At 55.3% G+C, this 16,465-nt stretch carries 14 protein-coding genes and 1 tRNA gene; 9 read left to right on the forward strand and 6 right to left on the reverse strand.

The window, feature by feature from the left end:
* The first annotated feature begins 35 nt into the window (after positions 1-35).
* Positions 36-1,643, forward strand: a complete 1,608-nt coding sequence (locus HMPREF3142_RS11990) for a purine-cytosine permease family protein (protein WP_004181356.1) — start codon at positions 36-38, stop codon at positions 1,641-1,643.
* Between the two features lie 44 nt (positions 1,644-1,687).
* On the opposite strand, the gene tsaD is transcribed toward HMPREF3142_RS11990, so the two are convergent.
* Positions 1,688-2,701: a tRNA (adenosine(37)-N6)-threonylcarbamoyltransferase complex transferase subunit TsaD gene (gene tsaD / locus HMPREF3142_RS11995; protein ID WP_008806537.1), complete on the reverse strand. Its 1,014-nt coding sequence runs from the start codon at positions 2,699-2,701 to the stop codon at positions 1,688-1,690.
* A 237-nt stretch (positions 2,702-2,938) separates the two neighbouring features.
* On the opposite strand from tsaD, the gene rpsU reads away from it, so the two are divergent.
* From rpsU to rpoD, 3 genes are all read left to right on the forward strand, one after another.
* Positions 2,939-3,154: a 30S ribosomal protein S21 gene (gene rpsU / locus HMPREF3142_RS12000; protein WP_001144069.1), complete on the forward strand. Its 216-nt coding sequence runs from the start codon at positions 2,939-2,941 to the stop codon at positions 3,152-3,154.
* 111 nt (positions 3,155-3,265) lie between these two features.
* A complete protein-coding gene (gene dnaG / locus HMPREF3142_RS12005) occupies positions 3,266-5,011 on the forward strand; it encodes a DNA primase (RefSeq protein ID WP_008806538.1) in 1,746 nt (581 codons plus the stop codon).
* Positions 5,012-5,229: 218 nt separating this feature from the next.
* Positions 5,230-7,071 carry an RNA polymerase sigma factor RpoD gene (rpoD, locus tag HMPREF3142_RS12010; protein ID WP_008806539.1) on the forward strand — a complete coding sequence of 614 codons (1,842 nt, stop codon included), beginning with the start codon at positions 5,230-5,232 and terminating at the stop codon, positions 7,069-7,071.
* Between the two features lie 99 nt (positions 7,072-7,170).
* Here rpoD and mug read toward each other — a convergent pair whose 3' ends face one another.
* The gene (gene mug, locus HMPREF3142_RS12015) at positions 7,171-7,677 is read right to left on the reverse strand and encodes a G/U mismatch-specific DNA glycosylase (RefSeq protein WP_002917636.1); all 507 of its coding nucleotides are present in this window, start codon (positions 7,675-7,677) and stop codon (positions 7,171-7,173) included.
* Positions 7,678-7,801: 124 nt separating this feature from the next.
* Between mug and HMPREF3142_RS12020 the strand changes: the two genes are divergently transcribed.
* Positions 7,802-7,877 (forward strand) — tRNA-Ile (locus HMPREF3142_RS12020).
* A gap of 159 nt (positions 7,878-8,036) precedes the next feature.
* On the opposite strand, the gene HMPREF3142_RS12025 is transcribed toward HMPREF3142_RS12020, so the two are convergent.
* Positions 8,037-8,609, reverse strand: coding sequence for a GNAT family N-acetyltransferase (locus tag HMPREF3142_RS12025; RefSeq protein ID WP_032733831.1), 573 nt, complete (start codon positions 8,607-8,609; stop codon positions 8,037-8,039).
* A gap of 92 nt (positions 8,610-8,701) precedes the next feature.
* Positions 8,702-8,935 carry a hypothetical protein gene (locus HMPREF3142_RS27830; RefSeq protein ID WP_008806542.1) on the reverse strand — a complete coding sequence of 78 codons (234 nt, stop codon included), beginning with the start codon at positions 8,933-8,935 and terminating at the stop codon, positions 8,702-8,704.
* A gap of 749 nt (positions 8,936-9,684) precedes the next feature.
* On the opposite strand from HMPREF3142_RS27830, the gene HMPREF3142_RS12030 reads away from it, so the two are divergent.
* Positions 9,685-10,530, forward strand: a complete 846-nt coding sequence (locus HMPREF3142_RS12030) for an MBL fold metallo-hydrolase (RefSeq protein ID WP_008806543.1) — start codon at positions 9,685-9,687, stop codon at positions 10,528-10,530.
* A gap of 282 nt (positions 10,531-10,812) precedes the next feature.
* Entirely contained in the window at positions 10,813-11,085 is a 273-nt protein-coding gene (locus tag HMPREF3142_RS12035) for a hypothetical protein (RefSeq protein ID WP_032691249.1), read from the forward strand.
* 68 nt (positions 11,086-11,153) lie between these two features.
* On the opposite strand, the gene HMPREF3142_RS12040 is transcribed toward HMPREF3142_RS12035, so the two are convergent.
* The gene (locus HMPREF3142_RS12040) at positions 11,154-11,519 is read right to left on the reverse strand and encodes an HdeA/HdeB family chaperone (protein ID WP_162494467.1); all 366 of its coding nucleotides are present in this window, start codon (positions 11,517-11,519) and stop codon (positions 11,154-11,156) included.
* A gap of 300 nt (positions 11,520-11,819) precedes the next feature.
* Between HMPREF3142_RS12040 and evgA the strand changes: the two genes are divergently transcribed.
* A complete protein-coding gene (evgA, locus tag HMPREF3142_RS12045; protein WP_070612093.1) occupies positions 11,820-12,434 on the forward strand; it encodes an acid-sensing system DNA-binding response regulator EvgA in 615 nt (204 codons plus the stop codon).
* A 4-nt stretch (positions 12,435-12,438) separates the two neighbouring features.
* Positions 12,439-15,681 carry an ATP-binding protein gene (locus HMPREF3142_RS12050; RefSeq protein ID WP_070612094.1) on the forward strand — a complete coding sequence of 1,081 codons (3,243 nt, stop codon included), beginning with the start codon at positions 12,439-12,441 and terminating at the stop codon, positions 15,679-15,681.
* 90 nt (positions 15,682-15,771) lie between these two features.
* On the opposite strand, the gene HMPREF3142_RS12055 is transcribed toward HMPREF3142_RS12050, so the two are convergent.
* Positions 15,772-16,434, reverse strand: a complete 663-nt coding sequence (locus HMPREF3142_RS12055) for a YfdX family protein (protein ID WP_162493302.1) — start codon at positions 16,432-16,434, stop codon at positions 15,772-15,774.
* Positions 16,435-16,465: the final 31 nt, after the last annotated feature.

The raw sequence follows: 16,465 nt of genomic DNA on the forward strand, positions 1-16,465 counted from the left end.
TAATTCAAGTCATGCCTAACCATTAAGGAATGACTATGTCATCACTGGATCTCAACCCTGAATTACCTGCGACAACGCGGACTTCCGGCTCCCGGGAAACCTTAGAAGATTACACCTTACGTTATGCCCCGCTGAGCTTCCGCCGCTGGGGACCGGGCGTCGTCGCGGTCACGGCGCTGGGCGGCATCGCCTACCTGGCCGACTTTTCCATCGGCGCCAGCATCGGTATGGCCTGGGGCACCAGCAACGCCATCTATTCGATCCTGGTGGCGGCGCTGGTGATCTTCCTCACCGGCATTCCGCTGGCGATCACCGCCGCGCGCTACAACATTGACCTTGACCTGATCACCCGCAGCGCCGGCTTCGGCTATTTCGGCTCGGTGATCACCAGCATTATTTTTGCCGGCTTCACCTTTATCTTCTTCGCCCTCGAAGGCTCGATCATGGCCCAGGGGCTGCTGGTGGGCCTCGGGATCCCGCTGTGGATGGGGTATCTGATCGCCACCCTGATGGTGCTCCCGCTGGTGGTCTATGGCATGAAAGCCCTGACGCGCCTGCAGGTATGGACCACCCCGCTGTGGCTGGTGCTGATGGTGGTGCCGGTGGTGTGGCTGATTGTCAAAGATCCGCAGCTGGTGGACGGCTTCCTGCATTTCGCCGGTAAAAACAGCGCGTCGACGGTGGATATCACCGCCATCATGCTCGGCGCCGGGGTATGCCTGTCGCTGATCATGCAGATTGGCGAGCAAATTGATTACCTGCGCTTTATGCCGCCTAAGACCGCGGAGAACCGTAAAAGCTGGTGGCTGGCGGTCTTTTCCGCCGGCCCGGGCTGGGTGGTGTTAGGCGCGATCAAACAGATCATCGGCGCCTTCCTCGGCTTCTATCTGTTGACCCGTTTCCCGGCGGTGCACAATACCGAACCGGTGCAGCAGTTCGTCAGCGTCTTCGATAACCTGGTGCCCGGCTGGCTGGCCCTGACGCTGGCGGTGGTGCTGGTGGTGATCTCGCAGATCAAAATTAACGTCACCAATGCCTACTCCGGCTCGCTGGCGTGGACCAGCGCCTGGACCCGCACCACCAAACGCTATCCGGGACGGATTATTTTTGTGGTGGTCAACCTGGCGATTGCCCTGGCCCTGATGGAAGGCGATATGTTCAGCGCCTTGTCGTGGATCCTCGGCTTTTACTCCAACTTCGCCATCGCCTGGGTCGTGGTGGTGGCGACCGACATCACCTTTAATAAAGGCTTGCTCAAGCTGGCCCCGGCGCAGCCGGAGTATCGTCGCGGCATGATCTACAACGTTAACCCGGTGGGCGTGGTCTCCTTTGGTCTGGCCGCCGGGCTGTCGATCTGCGCCTTCTTCGGCCTGCTGGGCGCGACGCTGGCGCCGTTCTCGCCGCTGATTGCGCTGGTCGTCGCCTTTGTCATGACCCCGCTGATGGGACTCCTTACCCGCGGGCGCTACTATATTAAGCAGGTGGATGACGGCATCGCCGAGCCGCGCTATGACGCGGCGGGGAACGCCTCCACCACCGTGTATCAATGCGTTAGCTGTGAGGAAGAGTACGAGCGCCCGGATGTGATGCACTCACACAAGCATCAGGGAGCCATCTGCTCGCTGTGTAAAAGTATGGAGTAGTCAGCAAGGCAGGCCGACGTGACGTCGGCCTGTTTCAGGATGCGTTAGGCGGCAGGCAGCTCGGCCAGCGGCCAGCGCGGGCGAACCGTCACGCCGAGCTCGGCTTTGGCGCCGGTTTGCAGACGCACCATGCCGGCGTAGGCGATCATCGCGCCGTTGTCAGTACAGAACTCAGGGCGGGCGTAGAACACCTCGCCGCCGCGTTTTTGCATCATCTCCGCCAGCTTCGCCCGCAGGGTACGGTTGGCGCTCACGCCTCCCGCCATCACCAGACGCTTAAAGCCGGTTTGCTCCAGCGCGCGGCGACATTTAATCATCAGCGTATCGACGACCGCATCCTCAAATGCCCGGGCGATGTCGGCGCGGGTTTGCTCATCGTCGCCATTATTACGAATGGTGTTGGCGGCGAAAGTTTTCAGGCCTGAGAAGCTGAAATCGAGCCCCGGGCGGTCGGTCATCGGCCGCGGGAAGACAAAGCGGCCTTCGGTGCCCTGAGCGGCCATTTTCGACAGCATCGGCCCGCCGGGATAATCCAGTCCCAGCAGTTTCGCCGTCTTATCAAAGGCTTCGCCCGCCGCATCGTCAATCGACTCGCCCAGCAGTTCATACTGACCAATACCAGTGACGCTAATCAACTGGGTGTGGCCGCCGGAAACCAGCAGCGCGACGAACGGGAACGCCGGTGGGTTATCTTCCAGCATCGGCGCCAGCAGGTGCCCTTCCATATGGTGTACCGGGATCGCCGGCACGTTCCAGGCGAAGGCCAGCGACCGGCCAACGGTCGCCCCGACCAGCAGCGCGCCGACCAGGCCAGGACCCGCCGTATAGGCGACGGCGTCGATATCTTTCGCCGTCAGACCGGCTTCTTTCAGCGCCGCCTGGATCAGCGGCACCGTTTTGCGCACGTGGTCGCGCGATGCCAGCTCCGGCACCACGCCGCCGTAGTCCGCATGCAGTTTCACCTGACTATACAGTTGGTTGGCTAACAGACCTTGCTGGTCGTCATAAATCGCGATGCCGGTTTCATCGCAGGATGTTTCAATGCCCAGTACACGCATGAGTTGTTTTACCTCGCTTCAATACCGCGCAGTGTAGGTCCAATGACCGGCGATGTAAAACTTTGCTCACCCCTGGTGCTCTCTTCGTGTATACTCCTCACCCTTATAAAAGTCCCTTTCAAAAAAGGCGCCGGTGCTTTACAAAGCAGCAGTAGTTGCAGTAAAATTCCGCACCATTTTGAAATAAGCTGGCATTGCGGCCAGCGGCAAACCGAATTAATCAAAGGTGAGAGGCACATGCCGGTAATTAAAGTACGTGAAAACGAGCCGTTCGACGTAGCTCTGCGTCGCTTCAAGCGTTCCTGCGAAAAAGCAGGTGTTCTGGCGGAAGTTCGTCGTCGTGAGTTCTATGAAAAACCGACTACCGAACGTAAGCGCGCTAAAGCTTCTGCAGTGAAACGTCACGCGAAGAAACTGGCTCGCGAAAACGCACGCCGTACTCGTCTGTACTAATCTGTTGAGAGCGACGCTCTCAATTCAGACCGAGTTGTAGTTGTAAGGCCGTGCTTCCGAAAGGAATGCGCGGCTTATTTTCGTTTATAGTCATCAGAAATAACGGGGCTTATGGCTGGACGAATTCCACGTGTATTTATTAGCGATCTGCTTGCCAGAACCGACATCGTCGATCTGATCGATGCGCGGGTAAAGCTGAAAAAGCAGGGCAAAAATTTTCACGCGTGCTGTCCGTTCCATAACGAAAAAACCCCCTCTTTCACCGTCAACGGTGAAAAACAGTTTTACCACTGCTTCGGCTGCGGGGCGCACGGCAATGCTATCGACTTCCTGATGAACTACGACAAGCTCGAGTTCGTGGAAACGGTCGAAGAGCTGGCCGCCATGCACAACCTTGAAGTGCCTTATGAAGCAGGCAACGGACCCAGCCAGATAGAGCGCCATCAACGGCAGAACCTCTACCAGTTACTGGATGGGCTGAATGCGTTTTACCAACAGTCTCTGATGCAGCCCGCCGCCGACCCTGCGCGCCAGTACCTGGCAAAACGGGGGTTAAGCAGCGAGGTGATTACGCGCTTTGCCATCGGCTATGCTCCCCCGGGTTGGGATAACGTTTTAAAACGTTTTGGCGGCAATCAGGAAAACCGCCAGTCGCTTATTGATGCCGGCATGCTGGTCACCAACGATCAGGGACGCAGTTACGACCGCTTCCGCGAACGGGTGATGTTCCCCATCCGCGATAAGCGAGGCCGGGTAATTGGGTTTGGCGGACGAGTGCTGGGCGATGCCCTGCCGAAGTATCTGAACTCCCCGGAAACCGACATATTCCATAAAGGCCGTCAGCTGTATGGCCTGTATGAAGCGCAGCAGGACAATCCCGAACCACCGCGTTTGCTGGTTGTCGAAGGGTATATGGACGTCGTGGCGCTGGCGCAATACGACATCAACTATGCCGTGGCCTCGCTGGGCACCTCGACCACGGCCGACCATATCCAGCTGCTGTTTCGGGTGACCAATAACGTCATCTGCTGCTACGACGGCGACCGGGCCGGCCGCGATGCCGCCTGGCGCGCGCTGGAGACGGCGCTGCCGTACATGACCGATGGCCGCCAGCTGCGTTTTATGTTTCTGCCTGACGGCGAAGACCCGGATACGCTGGTGCGTAAAGAGGGCAAAGCGGCGTTTGAGGCGCGGATGGAGCAGGCTCAGCCGCTCTCCACGTTCTTGTTTAACAGCCTGCTGCCGCAGGTCGATCTGAGTACCCCGGACGGGCGCGCGCAGCTGAGCACGCTGGCGCTGCCGCTGATAACCCAGGTCCCGGGCGAAACGCTGCGCATCTACTTGCGTCAGGAGCTGGGCAACAAGCTGGGCATTTTAGATGACGCACAGCTTGAACGTTTAATGCCAAAACAGTCTGAAAATGGCGCGCCGCGTCCCGCGCCACAGCTAAAACGCACGACCATGCGTATACTGATAGGACTGCTGGTGCAAAACCCGGATCTGGCGCCGTTAGTCCCGCCGCTGGAGGGACTGGACTCGCGCAAAATGCCAGGCCTTAGCCTGTTCAGCGAGTTGGTGAAAAGCTGTCTGGCGCAGCCTGGTCTGACGACCGGGCAACTTTTAGAGCAATATCGCGGCACAAAAGAGGCTGCAACCCTTGAAAAACTGTCGATGTGGGACGATATAGCAGATAAAGATATCGCTGAAAAAACCTTCACCGACTCGCTTAACCATATGTTTGATTCACTGCTGGAACTGCGACAGGAAGAGTTGATAGCTCGCGATCGCACACACGGTTTAAGCAGTGAAGAACGCCGGGAACTCTGGACCATCAGCCAGGAGCTGGCGAAAAAATAAATGACAGACAATATCCTTCACGTTGTATCAAAGCAGTAAGAAAACGCAGAACAACGTGAGGGAAAAGTATTTAACGGCTTAAGTGCCGAGTATCGATCGGGAAGCCCCCGACAGCCGCGCAGAGGCGCAGCGGCAATAATATAAGTACGCCCTCGCTTTAAATGTCGACAGCCCGCCTGCCGACACCAATCAAACGAATTAAGTGTGGATACCGTCTTATGGAGCAAAACCCGCAGTCACAGCTGAAGCTTCTTGTCCAACGTGGTAAGGAGCAAGGCTATCTGACCTATGCCGAGGTCAATGACCATCTGCCGGAAGATATCGTCGATTCCGATCAGATCGAAGACATCATCCAAATGATCAACGACATGGGTATTCAGGTGATGGAAGAAGCACCGGATGCCGATGATCTGATGCTTGCCGAAAACACCGCGGATGAAGATGCTGCCGAAGCTGCCGCGCAGGTGCTCTCCAGCGTGGAATCCGAAATCGGACGCACGACCGACCCGGTGCGCATGTACATGCGTGAAATGGGTACCGTAGAGCTGCTGACCCGTGAAGGCGAAATCGACATCGCCAAACGCATTGAAGATGGGATCAACCAGGTCCAGTGCTCCGTTGCCGAATACCCGGAAGCGATCACCTACCTGCTTGAGCAGTACGACCGCGTCGAAGCGGAAGAAGCCCGTCTGTCCGATCTGATCACCGGTTTCGTCGATCCGAACGCCGAAGAAGACATGGCGCCGACCGCCACGCACGTTGGCTCCGAGCTGTCTCAGGAAGAGATGGATGACGACGAAGACGAAGATGAAGATGACGACGCCGACGACAACAGCGATGACGACAACAGCATCGACCCAGAGCTGGCCCGTGAGAAGTTCGCCGAGCTGCGTACCCAGTACGAGCTGACGCGCGACACCATCAAAGCCAAAGGTCGTAGCCATGCCGCCGCGCAGGAAGAGATCCTGAAGCTGTCTGAAGTCTTCAAGCAGTTCCGCCTGGTGCCGAAGCAGTTCGATTACCTGGTCAACAGCATGCGCAGCATGATGGATCGCGTTCGTACTCAGGAACGTATCATCATGAAGCTGTGCGTTGAGCAGTGCAAAATGCCGAAGAAAAACTTCATCACGCTGTTCACCGGCAACGAAACCAGCGAAACCTGGTTCAACGCTGCGGTGGCAATGAACAAGCCGTGGTCCGAGAAGCTGCTGGAAGTGAAAGAAGACGTGCAGCGCGGCCTGCAGAAGCTGCAGCAGATCGAAGAAGAGACCGGCCTGACCATCGAACAGGTGAAAGACATCAACCGTCGCATGTCCATCGGTGAAGCGAAAGCCCGCCGTGCGAAGAAAGAGATGGTGGAAGCGAACTTGCGTCTGGTTATCTCTATCGCCAAGAAATACACCAACCGTGGTCTGCAGTTCCTCGATCTGATTCAGGAAGGCAACATCGGTCTGATGAAAGCGGTTGATAAGTTCGAATACCGTCGCGGCTACAAGTTCTCGACCTACGCTACCTGGTGGATCCGTCAGGCGATCACCCGCTCCATCGCGGATCAGGCGCGCACCATCCGTATTCCGGTGCATATGATTGAGACCATTAACAAGCTCAACCGTATCTCCCGTCAGATGCTGCAGGAGATGGGCCGTGAACCGACCCCGGAAGAGCTGGCTGAGCGGATGCTGATGCCGGAAGACAAAATCCGTAAGGTGCTGAAGATCGCCAAAGAGCCTATCTCCATGGAAACGCCGATCGGCGACGATGAAGATTCGCATCTGGGAGATTTCATCGAGGATACCACCCTCGAGCTGCCGCTGGATTCCGCGACCACCGAGAGCCTGCGTGCGGCAACGCACGACGTGCTGGCCGGCCTTACCGCTCGTGAAGCGAAAGTCCTGCGTATGCGTTTCGGTATCGACATGAACACCGACCACACGCTGGAAGAAGTGGGTAAACAGTTCGACGTTACCCGCGAACGTATCCGTCAGATCGAAGCGAAGGCGCTGCGTAAACTGCGCCACCCGAGCCGTTCTGAAGTGCTGCGTAGCTTCCTCGACGATTAATCGTCGCGGGACATCGTCTACAGCCTGTTAAAAAGCTCCCTGCGGGGAGCTTTTTTTATGGCGTTCAGGTGGCCATCCGGGGAAAGTCGCCTCTCTCCGCTACTGGCCGCGGGTCGCCAGGGCATCATCCAGTTCACGATAGGCCGCCACCAGCTTATCGAGCGTCGCCCGGTTTAAGCCGCTGGGATTGGGCAGCACCCAGACCTGGGTCGTCCCGATGGTCATAGCCTGTTTCCCCCACTTCGCGCCGCGCTGGTTAAAGGCGAGCTCGAAGGCCTGCTTGCCGAGCACCGCCAGCGCCTGCGGCTGATACTCCTCAATCTTCCTCACCAGCTCACGGCCACCGCTGCGCAGCTCCTGCAGGGCGACCTCGCTGGCCTGCACCGTCGGTCGCTCTACCAGCATGGTGATGCCGCAGCGCGTATCCAGCAGCTGCAGCTCCTCTTCCGGCCTGAGCTGTCGATCGGTGAATCCGGCCTGATGGATGACCTTCCAGAAGCGATTGCCAGGATGGGCAAAATGAAAGCCGGTATGGGCGGAGGACTTCCCCGGGTTGATACCGCAAAAGACAACGCGCAGGCCCGGCGCAAGGATATCGCTAATCATGTTTTCTCCGGCTGTATGGCTAAAACATGATTATAAAGGATTGAAAATGCATTGTTTATAAAAACAGCAGCTGCGCGCTTTACGCTGGATTGCAACCGTCAGTTACTTTATAATCCCTCGCCACGGCCCCTTAGCTCAGTGGTTAGAGCAGGCGACTCATAATCGCTTGGTCGTTGGTTCAAACCCAACAGGGGCCACCAGATATCAAGGGCTTACGTGCAAACGTAGGCCCTTTTCCTTTTCAGCCTTCCCTGAAGAGAACAGCGATCGGCAAACCACCGGCTTAACCTGGACCTGCGCTTATGCCGACAGGCGCCGAAGACGCCCGCCGGGTATACCGCACTATTTCAGCCCAACGCTCAGGAGGTCGGTAATGCCATCATGTGGTACTTATTGCCATTGAAGTTAAAGAAACCGACGTCTTCAAACTGGTTGCGGGTATGAAACGCATACGAGCGCGGGTTCAGTACATTGACGAAAGTAACGATGACGGGATAACGCGGGGCGAACACCTTGCGCTGATACTCAAGCAGCAACTCGCCCACGCCCTGACCACGATACTCTTCTGCGACGCAGATGGGGCCATACTGATATGAGCTAGCCGCATCCAGTTTTTTCCCCTGGTAGCGATATTCGTTGAGAATACTTGCCATATATTTAAACATGGGCCAGGGGCTGAGAAATTCCCACGATCCGCCGAGCAACAGGCCAATAACCTTGTTACATGAACGATCAACAGCGATCACTACACCACTTTCGGCTGAACTCAGTTCGCTTAATTGCTGCTCCGTCATATCGGTGGTGACAAATCCATTCGCCCGCTGCTCGCCTGCAAGATTTTTAGCGTGATAGCGCTCCAGCAGTTGTTTCACCTCAGGGATGTCTACGTCTTGCGCCAGACGAATGACGATATTTTCATTGACCATTGCCATTTCATACTCCTGTAAAATATTTTACTGAAAGCGTCACCATCATCGCACCGACGGTGACAAACAGAACTTTGAGAATGATTTCACCATTGGTTTTAATGGCGGGCAGAACCATAAGCGCCATGTACCTCTGCATTTTTTGCTTCAATATAATCAGTACAGGCGGGAATGATGGAGGACTGGGTGATTTGCCGGATATAAAATTGCGGTAGTTTCCATATTACATAACAGTCCTCTTCAAGCCTTTTCCTGAATTCGTCTGTTGGTATGGGAAGCGCGTCTTTGATACGATCGGCGATTGATAGAATAATTCCATTCTTCATAAACATACCCTGTCCTGAAGCTACCAGTATAATAAGATTTGTTTCACTATTTATCTGAATAACGCATTCAGATATTTCCATTTCATTCTAAATAGTGCGGTCAATTTATAACGCAGATTTATTAACCCCTTCAAGATAGCGGATAAAATCCAGACGATCTTTCTACCTTGCGAGCTGATTACAATCCTTTAAATTTTAACTACATAATTTTTATAAAACTTTATCCTGCCGGGATAAAGCTGAATCAGTTCAGCTAAATATTGTCAACAATTCATTGATAACAAATAGAAATAAGATATATCAACATTAGCAATGCTACTGGATACGACGTTTCTCAAGTCAGTTCAGCGATGCGGGCAATTGCGCATTTCCATCCCTGCAGCCCTCAGGATCGTGGATGTCGAACGGCCCGACCTGACGGTCGCGTTCATTCGGTCTACCACGAGGGCGTGGCGTAATACCGGCATACTCATAGACAGGTTAAGTTGTCAGGAATGAAAGACAGTGATTGCCCTGCCACCGCTGCCATTGACACGATAGTTGCCGCGTCTGCATTAATGGCTAACTCAAGCAAGAAGCGGGCTTTGCGAATTTTTTAGCTGTGCCCATTCTTTTTCCTGCAGGTGGCTAGCCAGCATTAACGTGCAAGCCAAATGTTGGTGAATTGCTTATCCGCAATGAATGTGGCATAACACCGGTCCATAATAGAAAGAGTTTCCTTTTCATATTGTTGGCGCAACATCGAGGATTTGCTGATGCAATTAACGGTTCTGGTTGATAATAATACATTAATTGACAGGTATCTTGTCGGTGAGCCTGGTGTATCCTATCTGATTGAGCATGATGGACAAAAAATCCTTTTCGATACCGGATATTCGGATGTTTTTTTGCAGAATGCGCAAACGTTGCAAATTGATTTAACCACTATCGATAGTATCGTTTTATCGCATGGGCATAACGATCATACCTGGGGCCTCAATCATTTAACCCAACATTATGATCGCCTAAATTTCACGCCTGAGAGAAAGATAAACTTAGTTTGCCATCCAGATGCATTAAACCCAAAGTATTTTGATGCAAAATCTATAGGGATCAACTACAGATTCGATCAAAATGATCTCTTCTTCGATAAAATTTGCAGCAAAAAACCTTATCCACTCACTGAAAACATCATCTTTCTTGGTCAAATACCAAGGGACAATAAATTCGAGATGCTGACACCGGTAGGCCAAACGGTGGATGATAACGGCGAAATCACTGATGATTACGTTATGGATGATTCTGCGTTGGCAATAAAGACAGAAGAGGGACTGGTGGTAGTCACAGGCTGTTCTCACGCGGGAATAGCTAACATTATCGAATATGCCAAACAGGTTACCGGAGAGAATCACATTGTGTCGGTCATTGGCGGATTCCATCTGCAAAATGCCGATGAAGATCGCCTCACGCAGACAGGGGATTATCTTAAAGCATTATCCCCAGATTCCCTTTATCCATGCCATTGTACCGATCTTGCGGCTAAGATTAGCCTGGCGCGTTTTATCAAAATCAACGAGGTCGGCGTTGGGCTAAAACTAGATTTTTCTGCCGCCGGGAAATGAATGCAAAAGAAGGTAGCCGGCACGCAGGAGAGCAAACGGCAGCAGCGGCAGCGGCAGCGGCAGCAACCAGGCTCGTTAAAATTCAGGTCAATATCTGAAAAATAACCATCGCCTGCGCCAGCTGATCGAAATCAATACTCCTCTCTCGCCCCTCTTATATATAACCCGTTGACTCACAAAAAGGATGAAATGATGAAAATACGGGATATATCAATCAGTACCTGTCTGGCATTGTTATTAATGGGTTGCGTAGCTAAACCGCCAATGGCGACGGAAAGTGAAATGAAAGAGGCCGCCGCCTTTGCTTTTAATGTCGATGCTTCACAGGTAACAATTTCCGATGCGAAGCAGCAGGATGTGAAAACCAATTTTGTGGCCACCATCGGCAAAACCAGCCATCGATGCTATGTGACAAAAGCCGCCGAGCCGAAACTTTACGGACTGATCCCACTGGGCGGCGGCAGTACCGTCTCGGATGCCATCTGTGCCGGCAGCAACCCGACGCCAGCGAGCAAAACCTGCGACGCCCTGTCGAAAAAAGCGGGCCGCTGCTGAGCCTTTGCGCAGGAGAAGGCCGCTGACTGCACACTTAGTCACTTTTACTGCCGCTTTACCGCGGTCGCTTAATTCAGCGACCGCACCTGCTGATAAGAATTGAGCCGTTCACGCAGCGAAGTCAGCCAGGCATCTGGCTCCTGGCGGCAGATTTCGGTGAGGATCGGCGTCAGCACCAGTTCAGCTTCATGAAAGTCGGTCCACTCCGGCGGCTGCAGAGAAAAAGGATCGTTCATCAACCAGATCACCATCGGCGTCCAGGTGCGCGGGTCCAGTTGCAGATAATCCTGACAGCGCATCATATCGCGAGTCCGTACCTCATCGGGTGCGATATTCTTTCCCGCCGCGACGCTACTTATTGCCAGAATGATTATTCCTGCCATCAGACGTTTCCAACCCCATTTTCGCCAGAGGGCGCGCTTTTCTTTTGCCATTGTTATTATTTACCTGCCAGCTGTTGCCGGAGGGAATTCCGGGCTACTCACCTTAAAAAGAGCAGATTAATCGTTTGCATTTTTTTTAACAGCAGACAGCGCTGAAGTCAGTGAACGCCTGTTCCTACAGCTGTCATCCAGATATGCAAATATATTCAACAAGCACTCATCCACAATATTTTCCCGGCCGAAAACGATTTGTGTTACAATTGCGCCTTATTACGGCACCGATAAAAATAACCTCCGCCGCACCTGCACCAGGCATCGCCCTTCTTTTTTCATATCAGGATTTACGCCCCCATGAATGCGATAATCATTGACGATCATCCATTGGCACGTATCGCCATTCGCAATCTTCTCGACACCAACGGCATTACCGTCGCGGCAGAACTCGACAGCGGCGCCCAAGCGGTGCAGACCGCAGAAAGCATGCAGCCTGACCTGCTGATTGTCGATGTCGATATTCCGGAGCTCAGCGGCATCGACGTTCTGGAGCAGCTGCGCAAACGCCGTTACCGGGGAAAAATTATCGTCATTTCCGCGAAGAATGAACTGTTCTACGGCAAACGCAGCGCCGACTGCGGAGCAAATGGTTTTGTGAGTAAAAAAGAGGGAATGAATAATATCCTCGCCGCAATCGACGCAGCCAATAATGGCTACAGCTATTTCCCCTTTTCACTGGAACGCTTCTGCACCCACGGCATCACCGATCAGGACCGGCTGGATACGCTGTCAACGCAGGAGATGAAGGTGTTCCGCTATATTCTCAGCGGCGTCGACTACACCACCATCGGCAGCAAAATGAATATCAGCAATAAAACGGTAAGTACCTATAAGGTCCGTCTGATGGATAAATTAGGCTGCAGCACCCTGCTTGAGCTATATGACTTTGCGCAACGCAATAAAATAGGGTGATGGCATGGCGGTTCGTCTTATTTTATCCGTCGTTGTCGGGTTGGCGCTGAGTCTCTCTCCTGCCACGTATGCCATGAAACAGCTGGAGCTGAAGAGCCATTCTCATATCGCGGCGATCGATATCCCGCTTAGCGGTAAGGAGAAAGCATGGCTGGCGGCGCAGCCTACGCTGACCGTCGGGACCTGGCTTCCCGAGAGGACGCCCATCGTCTATGACGGCGACGAGAAAAGTTATCAGGGCATCAACGCCGACTATCTGGCGCTGATGGCGCACAGCCTCGGACTGAAGGTGATTATCCGCCAGTATGACACCGAGCAGCAGGCGCTCACCGCCCTGGCCGACCGGCAGGTGGATACCCTGCTCACTCAGGTGGCGCACCGGGATGCGCTCGCCCCGGGCCTGGATCAATCCGCGCCGCTGCTTAAAACCTGGCCGGCGCTGGTGACCTCGCTGAAATCCCCCCTGCCGCCGCTGACCACTGACCGCCGCGTTACGCTGGCCTGTACCCGCGAATGCGCCTTTTTCGATATTATTCAGCAGGCGTTTCCCAACGCCAAAATCACCCTTTACGATAGCGACTATCAGGCGCTTGCCTCGGTGGTCAGCGGTGAAAATCAGTATTTCATTGGCAACAACATCACCACTGGCCACTGTATCTCGAAGTATTTCTCGCAATCGTTGGTCATTGCGCACTATTTTCGTCAGCAGGAGCAACACAACCGCTTCGTCACCCGCGACGATCGGCCGGAGTTACACCAGATCCTCGATCGTTTCATTCATGCCATCGACAGCGATACCGCGATGCGGATCATGCAAAACTGGCTCAACCGCGGCGATCTGTCGTTTCTCAATACCCCCCTCCCCTTTAGCGCCGAGGAGCAGCGCTGGCTGCAGAAGCATCGTCGCGTCCGCCTGCTGGTCAACCCCTACTTTCCGCCGTTTACCCTGGTGGATGACGAAGATGAGCTGCGCGGCATCATGGCCGATATGCTGAATATTTTCTCACTGCAGACCGGACTACAGTTTGAACCCATCCTGGTGCGCAATCGCCACGATCTGGCAAAGCGCATGGAAAAAGAGGACTGGGCGATCATGCCCGCCGCCGCCCTCAATTCGCAGCCGCAGGCCTACGTCACCCTCAGCGATCCGCTCATTAACGTGGCCTTTGTGCTGGTCGCTCGCGGCAGCGCGCCCGACCCGCATCTGCTGACGCGATCGGCGCGGATCGCCCTGCCGGTGGGGCCGATTGCCGCCCACGACCTGAAAGCGCGCTTTCCACAGGTCAACTGGGTAGAGACAGATAATGTTGGTATCGCCATGAAGATGGTGGAGGAAGGCGAGGTGGATGCCGCCGTGGCCTCGGAACTCTCCGCCCGCTATATGATCGATCACTACTATCCGCAGGGCCTGCACTACACCCGCATCGACGGACTCCCGGTCGCCGCCATTCGGCTGGCCATCCCGCGCGATGAACCGGTGCTGGCCGCCATTCTTGGCAAAGCGCTGCAGGCGATTCCACCACGGGATATTCTGCAGATGACCGAGAAGTGGTCGAAAATATCCAGCCAGCAAATAGAGAACTGGAGCCAGTACAGCCGCCAGTTTTACCAGCTGATCGCCTTTGCGCTGGTGCTGATCGCCATCAGTCTCGGCTGGGGACTCTCCCTGTGCCGGGAAGTGCGCAAACGCAAAGACTCCCAACAGCGGCTGGAAGACGAGCTGGCGCAGAAGGAGGCGCTCTCCTGTGCGCTGGAGCGCGAAAAAGACAAAGCGATTCAGGCGACAAAGGCGAAGAGCCGCTTTCTGGCCAGCATGAGCCACGAGCTGCGCACGCCGGTGAGCGCCATCGTCGGCTTTCTGGAGCTGCTGGCGAAACCGGAGCTGAACGTCGGCCAGCGTAAAGAGGCGATCGAGCTGGCGGGGTCGACGGCGCAAACCCTGCTGGGACTTATCGGCAATATTCTTGATATCGACAAGATTGAGTCGGGAAAATACCAGATCACCCCGCAGTGGAGCGATGTCGCACAGTTAGTGTCGCAGCAATGCCACACCTTCGACGCGCTGGCGCAGCAAAAGGGCATCGTTCTGCACCACCATAACGCGCTGCAGGAAGGGATCATGCTGTGGCTCGACCCGCAGGCGCTACGGCAAATCCTCAATAATCTCATCGGCAATGCGCTGAAGTTTACCGCCGAGGGTGCGATTCAGGTCAGTTGCCGGCTGGTGCAAGCGGATGAGACGCAGGGGGAGCTGACGCTCATCGTCAGCGACAGCGGCTGCGGGATCAGTGAAGCAGAGCAGGCTACTCTCTTCCACCGCTATGCTCAGGCGCGCCAGGGGCGCCAGCAGACCGGCTCCGGACTGGGGCTGGTCATTTGCAAAGAGCTGGTTGCGCTGATGCAGGGTCGACTGGAGATGGTCAGTCACCCGGGGGTGGGGACAACTTTCACCATCACCCTGCCGGTCAAGGCGAGTCACTGCGCGCTTCATGCGCCGCAGGCATTGCCCACCAGGCCGCAGGCCCTGCCCGGGCTGGCGATATTGATAGCGGACGACCACCCCACCAACCGGCTGCTGCTTAAACGCCAGCTCAGCACCATCGGCTATAGCGTCGATGAAGCCTGCGACGGTGAAGAGGCGGAGAATAAGCTCGCCAGCAAACATTACGATCTGCTGATCACGGACCTCAATATGCCCAGGAAAGATGGTCTGGCGTTGGCGGCCTCGTTACGCCGTCGCTATCCGGGCCTGGTCATTTGGGGCGTGACCGCCAGCGCGCTGCCGCAGTCACGGGAGGCGTGTCTGGCCAGCGGCATGAATATGTGTCTGTTTAAGCCGGTGTCGGTTCAGACGCTGAGCCATGAGCTTAGCCGTTTAGCGGAGGGCCGCGCATCACCTAACGTCACCCGGCACCTGAAGCTCAGCGTGCTGACCGAAAATACGGGGGGAGACCAGGCGCTGATGACTGAAATACTGGAGACGTTCCGCGATGCGTCGGCCACAGATTTGCAGGCCGCCGGACAGGCTATCGTCCGGCATGAACCGCAGACCTTTCTGCGAGCGCTGCACCGTCTGCACGGTTCAGCACAAATTCTGGGGATTACTGCGCTACAACAATTGTGCGCCCCTTTTGAGGCTAAGCGACCTGATTCTCTGACGCCGGCAAGCTGTCTGGAGGTGGTACAGCACATCACCGGCGTCATGCGCGAGATCGACGGCGAAATCAACGCCCTGATCGGCCGCTAGCCGTTCCGCTCGGGCAGTCCGCCTGCCCGAGCGTTAAGGGGACATCCATGTCAGTTTCTTCCTCTGCGCTCTATCAGGATGGAACGAGGATCAGTTGCCTGCCACCAGCATCTCGCTATCCACCACAATGCCCTCTTCAGCGCCCTTCAGCACCAGATTCGCTTCGTAATACTTCCCGGCTTTCAGCAGTTTTTGCGCCTGCGCCACCGCTTTACGGGTCTGGTTGAGCGGCATCAGATACTGGTTCTCGATCACGCCGATGCCGGCCAGACGCAGGGTATCGATAGCCCCTTTCTGGTCACCTTTCGCCAGCTTTTCGTTGGCAGATTTAATGGCACTCTCTTTTTCCGGTGTGGCCACGTAGTCTTCAGACAGGGCGACGGTCGCGTTGATCACCACATAGCGATCGGCGATCATTTTTGCTGTGGCGTCAGTTTTCACGAACTTCGCCCAGCTGGCGTCATCGGCGGCCAGCAGCGCGGCGGCGTCGTCTGTCAGTTTTTTGGCGCTCTCCGGCTGGCCGTGGAACAGCGCCAGACGGGCGAACTGGACGTCGCGCATCGCGTTCGCGCCCTGCACCGCAACCTGCAGCACATCGGCAGCTTCTTTCTGTACCTGCGCCGTGGCTGCCGCGGTTGGCGCTGCCGTCGCGCTGTCTGCCGCCCACACCGGAGAGGTACCCATCATGGTTGCCAGCAGGCTCGCCAGAATGACTTTTTTCATTGTTAACTCCTGATTAAAATCGGTAAGCATCACCAAACGCAGCCAGCTTAAAAAATATCGT

The sequence above is a fragment of the Klebsiella sp. HMSC16C06 genome (assembly GCF_001808325.1).
Lineage (GTDB): Bacteria > Pseudomonadota > Gammaproteobacteria > Enterobacterales > Enterobacteriaceae > Klebsiella > Klebsiella variicola.

Bases quoted from the DNA above. Each gene is read 5' to 3' on its own strand.
- HMPREF3142_RS11990 (WP_004181356.1), top strand. From the start codon at position 36: ATGTCATCACTGGATCTCAACCCTGAATTACCTGCGACAACGCGGACT.
- tsaD (WP_008806537.1), bottom strand. From the start codon at position 2,701: ATGCGTGTACTGGGCATTGAAACATCCTGCGATGAAACCGGCATCGCG.
- rpsU (WP_001144069.1), top strand. From the start codon at position 2,939: ATGCCGGTAATTAAAGTACGTGAAAACGAGCCGTTCGACGTAGCTCTG.
- dnaG (WP_008806538.1), top strand. From the start codon at position 3,266: ATGGCTGGACGAATTCCACGTGTATTTATTAGCGATCTGCTTGCCAGA.
- rpoD (WP_008806539.1), top strand. From the start codon at position 5,230: ATGGAGCAAAACCCGCAGTCACAGCTGAAGCTTCTTGTCCAACGTGGT.
- mug (WP_002917636.1), bottom strand. From the start codon at position 7,677: ATGATTAGCGATATCCTTGCGCCGGGCCTGCGCGTTGTCTTTTGCGGT.
- HMPREF3142_RS12025 (WP_032733831.1), bottom strand. From the start codon at position 8,609: ATGGCAATGGTCAATGAAAATATCGTCATTCGTCTGGCGCAAGACGTA.
- HMPREF3142_RS27830 (WP_008806542.1), bottom strand. From the start codon at position 8,935: ATGTTTATGAAGAATGGAATTATTCTATCAATCGCCGATCGTATCAAA.
- HMPREF3142_RS12030 (WP_008806543.1), top strand. From the start codon at position 9,685: ATGCAATTAACGGTTCTGGTTGATAATAATACATTAATTGACAGGTAT.
- HMPREF3142_RS12035 (WP_032691249.1), top strand. From the start codon at position 10,813: ATGAAAGAGGCCGCCGCCTTTGCTTTTAATGTCGATGCTTCACAGGTA.
- HMPREF3142_RS12040 (WP_162494467.1), bottom strand. From the start codon at position 11,519: ATGGCAAAAGAAAAGCGCGCCCTCTGGCGAAAATGGGGTTGGAAACGT.
- evgA (WP_070612093.1), top strand. From the start codon at position 11,820: ATGAATGCGATAATCATTGACGATCATCCATTGGCACGTATCGCCATT.
- HMPREF3142_RS12050 (WP_070612094.1), top strand. From the start codon at position 12,439: ATGGCGGTTCGTCTTATTTTATCCGTCGTTGTCGGGTTGGCGCTGAGT.
- HMPREF3142_RS12055 (WP_162493302.1), bottom strand. From the start codon at position 16,434: ATGCTTACCGATTTTAATCAGGAGTTAACAATGAAAAAAGTCATTCTG.